This is a genomic window from Glycomyces salinus (assembly GCF_016428645.1).
GTDB lineage: Bacteria > Actinomycetota > Actinomycetes > Mycobacteriales > Micromonosporaceae > Glycomyces > Glycomyces salinus.
The window spans coordinates 1-7390 of the sequence record NZ_JAELXW010000007.1; the positions used below are offsets into that span (position 1 = coordinate 1).

The 7390-nt window shown below is 68.2% G+C and carries 9 protein-coding genes; 7 read left to right on the top strand and 2 right to left on the bottom strand.

Translation table 11 applies throughout. From position 1 onward, the window contains the following. The first annotated feature begins 722 nt into the window (after window positions 1–722). The 6 genes from JFB92_RS03105 (at window position 723) to JFB92_RS03130 (ending at window position 4476) form a co-directional block, all read left to right on the top strand. Entirely contained in the window at window positions 723–1556 is an 834-nt protein-coding gene (locus JFB92_RS03105; RefSeq protein WP_199034799.1) for a hypothetical protein, read from the top strand. A 59-nt stretch (window positions 1557–1615) separates the two neighbouring features. Continuing rightward, window positions 1616–2299: a hypothetical protein gene (locus JFB92_RS03110; protein ID WP_199034801.1), complete on the top strand. Its 684-nt coding sequence runs from the start codon at window positions 1616–1618 to the stop codon at window positions 2297–2299. Window positions 2300–2343: 44 nt separating this feature from the next. Further along, window positions 2344–3096 (top strand): hypothetical protein, encoded by a 753-nt coding sequence (locus JFB92_RS03115; RefSeq protein WP_199034803.1) that lies wholly within the window; start codon window positions 2344–2346, stop codon window positions 3094–3096. Continuing rightward, complete coding sequence (locus JFB92_RS03120; RefSeq protein ID WP_199034805.1) at window positions 3089–3316, top strand: hypothetical protein; 228 nt, start codon at window positions 3089–3091, stop codon at window positions 3314–3316. The genes JFB92_RS03115 and JFB92_RS03120 overlap by 8 nt, the downstream gene beginning before the upstream one ends. A gap of 13 nt (window positions 3317–3329) precedes the next feature. After that, a complete protein-coding gene (locus tag JFB92_RS03125; RefSeq protein ID WP_199034807.1) occupies window positions 3330–4097 on the top strand; it encodes a hypothetical protein in 768 nt (255 codons plus the stop codon). A 79-nt stretch (window positions 4098–4176) separates the two neighbouring features. Then, complete coding sequence (locus JFB92_RS03130) at window positions 4177–4476, top strand: hypothetical protein (RefSeq protein WP_199034809.1); 300 nt, start codon at window positions 4177–4179, stop codon at window positions 4474–4476. Between the two features lie 31 nt (window positions 4477–4507). Here the strand turns inward: JFB92_RS03130 and JFB92_RS03135 are convergent, their stop codons facing one another. Further along, window positions 4508–5347, bottom strand: coding sequence for an NYN domain-containing protein (locus tag JFB92_RS03135; protein WP_199034811.1), 840 nt, complete (start codon window positions 5345–5347; stop codon window positions 4508–4510). A 376-nt stretch (window positions 5348–5723) separates the two neighbouring features. Between JFB92_RS03135 and JFB92_RS03140 the strand changes: the two genes are divergently transcribed. Continuing rightward, window positions 5724–6545, top strand: coding sequence for a hypothetical protein (locus tag JFB92_RS03140; protein WP_199034813.1), 822 nt, complete (start codon window positions 5724–5726; stop codon window positions 6543–6545). Between the two features lie 108 nt (window positions 6546–6653). Here JFB92_RS03140 and JFB92_RS03145 read toward each other — a convergent pair whose 3' ends face one another. After that, window positions 6654–7223, bottom strand: a complete 570-nt coding sequence (locus tag JFB92_RS03145; protein WP_199034815.1) for a hypothetical protein — start codon at window positions 7221–7223, stop codon at window positions 6654–6656. Between the last annotated feature and the right edge of the window lie 167 nt (window positions 7224–7390).

Genomic DNA, 7390 nt, shown 5'->3' on the forward strand with positions numbered 1-7390 from the left:
TGCTTGTGTTCTTCAGTTGTCCGGGGCCGGATAGACCTCAGAGTTATCAGCTCCGTGCCACGTGCCGTGTGTCATCACCCGAGTCCCGAGACCGTCAACAAACCCCTGCGACACGGTCAATCATTTCGGGCGGCCAGATACTCCAAGAAGTGCCGAGACCCTGCGGACGAGCAGCAGCCGCTACTCATTGGTCTTGGACCGCCGATCCAACATCGGATCCCTGATCAACTCGACGACCCTCGGATCCACTTCCGACATCGCACAGCTCCTTCACAGTCCGAAGCCGTTGTTGTATCGAGCGGGACGGAAACATTCACCGAGGCACGTGGGGAATCGCTCCAATAGCCCGGTCAACGTACCAGTGGCTGGGGACACGTCGGATCGCGTTCGCCGTCGGTTCGCTGATTTGTGGCAAGTCGCGTTCTACCTGGTCGGCGAGGGCTCTGTGGAAGGCCTGGGCGCGAGCTTCGTCATCGGTCATGTCCGCCACGAGTCCACACTGGTCCGACTTCCCCTGGAATACCGGCCTGCGGGCCGGTCGCGGGCCTCCTTGCCGCCGACACGCTACCCGGCGGCCGGTCGGGACCGCTGCGCTCGCCCCGGCCGCCGGCTCCTTCGTCGCCGGGCCGGTGCGCCCCTCCCTCTCCTCCGCCGGGTCGGGGCGGTCGCGTCAATCCGGCCGCGACCGCTTACCGACGCGGTCCCGAACCCCAGGAGAGGTCATGTCCGACTACAGTCACGCCGAGCTCCAACAGCTCGCCATCGATCACGCCGACGCCCTCTGCGAGCACCTGTCCGGCCAGTGGCATCGAACCGAATCCCTCCACGCCGAAGCGAGCATCGCCCATGACGGGTGCGAATTGCACTTGTGCGCCTACGAGCAGAACGGCACCGCCCGCGTGAGTATCCAGGCCCAACTCCCTCAGGGATGGGGCGTGGTCGAGGGGATCACGCCGCCAGAGATCACCGTCGCCGCCGATCGCGGCGCCGAGGCCATCGCCGCCGATGTCGCCCGCCGGCTTCTGCCCGCACACGCCGAGATAGCAGCCCGAGTCCACACGGCATTGGAGCGGGAAGCGCAGCGCCAAGCGATGGCTGCGGCCATCACCGAGCACTTCCTGGCGAGCATGCCCGGCGCCGTCCCTGATCTTCACTCCCCGGCTACGGCCGTCAGCAGTGCCGGCGGGCCCGACCGGTTCAGCGCCAGCCTTCGTGTCGGCCGCGAAGCGGCGACTGCCGACCTCCATCTGCGCAACACCCCGATCGGGGTTCTACGCACTGTGGTCGACCTGCTTGGCCGCCAGCTCGGCGACACCGAGCAGTCGACCTCGACGCCGGGCCAGGTACTCGGGCAGATGGCGGACGCCGTCACCGGCCTCGCCTCGGAACGCCACAGCATTCCGATCGATGGGCTGCTTCGCGAGACCGCGCTCAACGTCCTCATCCTCTCGCGCATCGTCTCGAATCGTCTCGACAGCCCTGCCGGTCGCGAGCGGATCGAACGGTTCGCCGACGAACTCGTCACCGAGCTGCGTTCCGCCGCTCGGCACCACTGAGCACTGGACGCATCCGAGCAACCCAAGGCCAGCCAGAACTGTCTATTACGGAGCTTTGCATGTCCGAGATACTCTCCTGGAACGAAGAACAGCAGCAGCGCTGCATCATCGCCGAGACGTGCGCGACCGCCCTGGCCGAGCACCTGCCCGGCACCTGGGAACGCTGTGACCCGCACGAGTACGTGGTCGCCATCCGGTCCGGCGACCGGTACCTGATGATCCAGCCCGAGCGCCAGGCGGCGGTCTGGCGAGTGACGATCACCGCCGAACTACCGGAGGGCTACCGAAGCCATACGCGTCTGGAGGTCCAGCGCACGACCGTCGCCGCCCGACGTCCTGCCGAACACATCGCCCGCCAGATCCAGCGGCGTCTGCTCACGGCCGAGTACGACCAGGCCATCGCGGAGGTCCACACCGCACTCGATGACGCACGCGACCGCCGGGCAGCTCTCGCCTTCGCAGTCGCCGAGCTCGAATCCCTGATCCCCGGCGCTCACCGCTACCCGAACGACGGCGAGAGCTACACCAGATTCCGCGGACCCGACCTCCTCAGCGGCTCCTTCCGTGTCCTCTCCCGCGCCGCCGAGGTCGACATCGACCTCGACCGGGTTCCGATCGGCCTGGCCCGCGACATCGCGGCCCTCATCGCAACGCACCTGGACACCGAGACCACGGACGAGACGCCGGAGGCTACCGCCCCGAACTTCCCCGCCCCGGTCCAAGACCGACCAGCGCAGCGCTGATCGGCCCTTCACACAGTCCCCGAATCTCGAACGGAGTCACCACTATGCCAATCCACCGCTTCACCGAAGGCGAGATCGTCAAGGCACGCCCGAACTTCCTGGCCCCGCGCGACCCCTCCAGCACCAGGCCGTTCGCCTGGCCCTTCTACTACCCCGCCCGGATCGCCAGCCTGTTCGGCGACGACGGCGCGATCGTCGAATTCCTCGAACACCAGCACTCCCCCGACGCCTGGGACACCGTCATCACCCCCTGGAGCCGGGAGCAGGGATTCTCGGTCAAGGAACTCCACGCCCTCGACTGCGATTGCGGGGCCTGCGATCCCGACGAAGTCCTGCGCGACCCGCGCGAGCGCATCGACCAGCTCCAGAAGGCCCTGACCGGCCTCGGACAGCGCCGCGCCGAACACACCGAACGCGCCCTCCGCGACCACCGATTCCCAGGCCGCCTCCAGATAACGGCCGCCGCCGACCTGGCGCAGGGCGACTTCCTGCTGTTCCCGCAACAGCACCTCCACCGCGTCCAGAAGGCGCGAGGGGAGACCCGCCTCACCGACTGCTCCGGCACCATCGTGGTCGGCGCCGCCACGCGCTACCTGGTCTTCCGCCCCGACCGGCCCGCACCGGTCTGCGATCCGGACCGGGCATTCTTCGACCGGCGATATACGAGCACCACCGACGGCTCCGGGCTGACCGAACTGGAACACGCGGTGACCGTCTGCCTGACCGACCTCGGCCTGACCAACACCGAACCCGACGAACCCTCGAAGGCCGACCGGGCGGTGGCCGGTCGTGGATAGCGCACGCTGCCCGGTACCCGTATGCGGCAGGCCGGTCGCCGTCGACGCGGGTGCCGACCGCGCCTACCCCATGCACAACACCCTCGTCGGCCACGATTCGGCGGGCTTCCGCTTCCGCGCCTGCCCCGCCCACGAACCCGAGCTCATGACCGGTCTGGGCGACGCGATCGCCTGGGCGGTCATCACCCGCAGCGGCCCGCCGAGGACCGCACCGTCGTAAGGAAGGTTCCCACATGTCTCAGCCGCCCCTGAACCAGCTCGGTTTCGACCTCGAGACGCTTCGCGTCGACGCCATCGCCACCCTCCAGGCGCTTTGCGAGCACTTCCAGCCCGAACACGCCACCGGACTTCGCATGCTCCTGGGCGCCGCCGAGTACGTCCAGCGCACCGTCATCGGCCCGCCCGAGACCGACCCACGCCGCATGCTCGACGCTCCCGATGACCTGCCCGCTGCATGCGTCGATCTCGACGCCTTCGCCGAACCAGCCGAACTCGCCTGGATACTCACCGACCGCGGATGGTCGACCACCACACACCAACTGTGGGACGAGGACGAGGCGAACCACTTCGTCAGCAGCGCCAGGAGCGTCCTGGCGTTGCGCCTCGAGCGCACCATGCGCGTGACCGTCACCTACCCCGATCCTCGCCGCATGCGCCCCCGTTCGGCACTGATCGAACGAGGCGAATACCTCGCCTGCGCCTCCGGCGAGCGGCTGTTCTTCACCGACGCGCTCTGCCGGCTCCCGCACGGCCAGAGCGCCACTGACCTGGACCTGACGGCGATTCCCGGCGTCTGGATCGGGACCCTGATCGCGGACTGCGACACCTGCGATGCGGCGTGGCGCGTCGACACCAGCGGCGATTTCCGCAACTGCTACACCCCGGCCGATGCCCCGGCCTGGAACTTCTTCGACGCGGCCAGCGACTTCGCCTACATTTCGTGCACCATCGCCTGCCCCATAGAGCCATGTGACGGACGGGTCGCCTTCGAGTTGCCCTGAGCCCGTTCCAAGCCGCTGGTGGGGCGTCGCCCCACCAGCGGCTCCGCATCCGACACCCGACCCTCTAGGAGCAACCACCATGTACCGAATCGAGACCCCCGACCTTGCCCACGTCCGCCTCGACTGCTTCGACTTCACCGTCAAGCGCGACCGTGCGCTGCCCGGCGTGTGGGCCATCGAACCGACCTGTGACGGCGATCCCGGACTCAGCGTCGGCGTCTTCCTCGCCATCCGGCAAGCTCACCACCGCGGCTACACCGTATGGTCCACAACCAGCGCATATCGGCAGATCAGCACCTGCAACCACCCGATCGAAGCCTGTGACGAGGTCCTGCGCTTCGGCATCGATCCCCTCGGCCCGCCTTACTTTCCTGCCTGACCGTCTTTGATGCACCGCTCCCCTCGATGCGTCACGGGGACACCGCGTCATCGCCCAGGACAGGTTCGGCTTCGACCAAGGCGACGGTCAGGTCCATACCGGAGCGCCCCACGACCTGCACCTTCTGGCCGTTGGCCTCCAAGAACTCGCGGAAGCGCCGGTACCCGTGCGCCTGCTCATCGAAGTCCGGGTCGACCGCTTTGATCGCGTGCTTCAGCGTCGCGGCCGGGACCGGCCCGGCCGTCCCGATCCGCTTGAACGCCGCCTCGAGCAGTTCGCCCGACCGTTCCGGACTCACTTCCACTGGCGAGGCTCGGCGAACCGGTCGGGTCGGGGCCGCCTCCGGTTCGCGCCGCCCGACATGCTCCCAGTACAGGTAGGAGCTGCACACCGACACCAGTCGGTTCCCCGCACTCTGCTCGGGACCGATCCCGACCACATGCTTGCCGTATTCGCGGAGCTTGCCCACCAGCGGAGAGAAGTCGTTGTCGCCGGTGACCAGGTAGAACACTTCGATCTCGGGATGGATGATCATGCACTCCATCGCGTCCACGGCGATCCTGAGGTCCGCGGCGTTCTTCCCACGGTTGTTGACATGGTCGACTTCGACCAGGTCCACGCCCGCATCGGCCAACGACCGCCGATAGTCACCGAAGACCGCGTTCGCCCATTCGGCATAGGCGCGGCGTAGCACCGCGGTCCCGAACCCGTAGCAGACCATCTGGAGCCGCTCGGCCTCCAACGTCCGCTCCCGGTGGGCACCGCCGCCGGTCCCGAGCACCAGGTTCTCGAAATCCAGATACACCGCCGAGACCCGCTCGCCCCGGCCACCCCGGGCCATGTTGCGCCCGAACTCCTTCACCACCGACACCATCGACTCCTTCACCGCCGCAATCAGCCTCACCATAGCTCCGCGATTCCCGGCACACCTCCCCAAGACCTGACCGGAACGGGCCCAGCCACCGTGGACGCCGACGCCTCCCGAAGGCCGGGCGGCGGGATGCCCCGTGCCCCGCACCGCAGGATCGGGCGCCCCGCAGCACACGGCTCCGATACAGCGATATACGCATGTGGACGGTCGCTTGACACGAGCGCTCGCGCAAGGACCGGATGCGGGCGGCAACACGACGCACCGAGCGTTGGCGGCGGACTGGTCTCGGGTCGTGGACGAACCAGAAGACAATACGGCAGGGTCGGTAACCGCATTGCTACGCTCACGAGGAGACCGCGAGGAAAGGGGCATCGTCATGGGCGAGATCGAAACCGCGACCCCCGACTGGGCCTGGGCCGTTCTCGACCGCGTCGTCATCACCGACCAGGACGGCTTCACCGAGACGCACACGCTCGCCATCGCCGACACCCGCGACCCCGACGGCGGCTCCTACCTCAAGAAACCAGAGCAGCTCCTCCACTTCCAGGGCATACCCGCTACCGGATATCTGCTCGCCGAATGGGGTTGGGACGAGCTCGGCCCGCTCACGACCGTCGAAACCGAAGTGCTGGAGGCGGTCACGACCAGGATATTCGGGGCCATCCCGCCCTATCGTGGCGCGATTCGGGTCCGCCGCAGCGGCATCGGCACCCCCGAAGGCACGATCGACCCGGTCCCCTACGGTCCCGCGCTCGCCGCCGCATTCAGCGCTGCCCCTGGCGATGACGACCAGGGCCACCCCGATTTCGAGACTGGACCGTGGAACATCGCCGCCGCCCTTCAGGCGTTGGAGGAGACCGGCTTCGACGGCCGCAGCGACTGCGAGGACGCCCACCGTCGCCACATGGCCGGAGACGACCTCACCGCCGCCGACCTGGCGCGCAGCCACGCCTTCCTCGCTCGGCGCAGGCTCGATGAGTTCACGCAGTGGATCGCCGAGCAGATCCGATCCCACGGTCTGCCCCGCGCCGGCATCGACCCGGTCGAGGTGTGCTTCCTCGCCGCGGCCCAAGCCGCCGCCCACCCCGACCAGGCATTCCGCCTCGAATGCCTCGCGCTCGCCACCGAGCGCGCCGCGGCCGGTGACATCGATCCCGACTATATGGCCCTGCTCGAATCCGCCGCACACCCCCGGTAGCCCGGGCCGAGCTCCCGCAGTAGGAGGCCGCGCCGTGCGAACGCGCCCCGGAAGGCGCGGGCGTTCGGCCGCGCCGGATAGGCGGCAGACTCGTCGGGGCGCCGTCAATCACGCCTCATCGGGCATCGCCGGGGCGGACCGGAAGCAGTCGAGCGCGGCAGCCTGCTCAGCAGTGAGCGCAAGCAGTGGATTGACTGCGGCCGGATAGATCTCAGCCTCGCGCCAGTACTGGGCCGCGACGCTGGTGGCAACCCCGATCTTGGGCGCCTGCGGCCGGGCGCGAAGCCGACCGAGCAGCCGCGGCGCATCGAACAAGTACACATGGTCGACGCACCAGGGTCTGGTCGCTGCGGCAGAGGTCGTCCAATCGGCAGGCGGCCCGGTCAGGACCAGGTAGAAGTCGAGCCCTTCGGCCTCGGTCATGTCGAGCATCGATTCCTGCTTGCCGTAGCCCTTGATGTTCACCGACCGACCGCGCAGCGGCCCGGAACGGAAGACGCCGTCGATGGCTCGGGTATTGGCTCGAACTTCGAGGTCAATATCGAAGACCTGTGAGGCCAACCACTCGGCCAGATGACCCGAAACGACCGGGCGTCCGATGACAGCGGAGATCTGTCGGTCGATGTCGTTGCGCTGCCGAATGAGCGCGGCAACCCGTTCGATGTCCTCTGCGATCATGGCTGGCTGGTCTCCTCGTCCCCGGATTCACCCGAGCGTCTCACCGTCGATCGCGCCCGCGCATGCCTGGCCTCACGATTGCGCCGCGGCGAACCTCGCGCTTCCTCCGAGTCCGGGCGGCGGCCTGCTGCCGCTGCGGGGCGCTGACGCTACCCGACGGTCGGGGC

What these genes read in the sequence shown, in the direction of transcription:
- JFB92_RS03140 (WP_199034813.1), top strand. Translation starts at nt 5,724, where the DNA reads ATGGGCGAGATCGAAACCGCGACCCCCGACTGGGCCTGGGCCGTTCTC.
- JFB92_RS03110 (WP_199034801.1), top strand. Translation starts at nt 1,616, where the DNA reads ATGTCCGAGATACTCTCCTGGAACGAAGAACAGCAGCAGCGCTGCATC.
- JFB92_RS03145 (WP_199034815.1), bottom strand. Translation starts at nt 7,223, where the DNA reads ATGATCGCAGAGGACATCGAACGGGTTGCCGCGCTCATTCGGCAGCGC.
- JFB92_RS03130 (WP_199034809.1), top strand. Translation starts at nt 4,177, where the DNA reads ATGTACCGAATCGAGACCCCCGACCTTGCCCACGTCCGCCTCGACTGC.
- JFB92_RS03125 (WP_199034807.1), top strand. Translation starts at nt 3,330, where the DNA reads ATGTCTCAGCCGCCCCTGAACCAGCTCGGTTTCGACCTCGAGACGCTT.
- JFB92_RS03115 (WP_199034803.1), top strand. Translation starts at nt 2,344, where the DNA reads ATGCCAATCCACCGCTTCACCGAAGGCGAGATCGTCAAGGCACGCCCG.
- JFB92_RS03105 (WP_199034799.1), top strand. Translation starts at nt 723, where the DNA reads ATGTCCGACTACAGTCACGCCGAGCTCCAACAGCTCGCCATCGATCAC.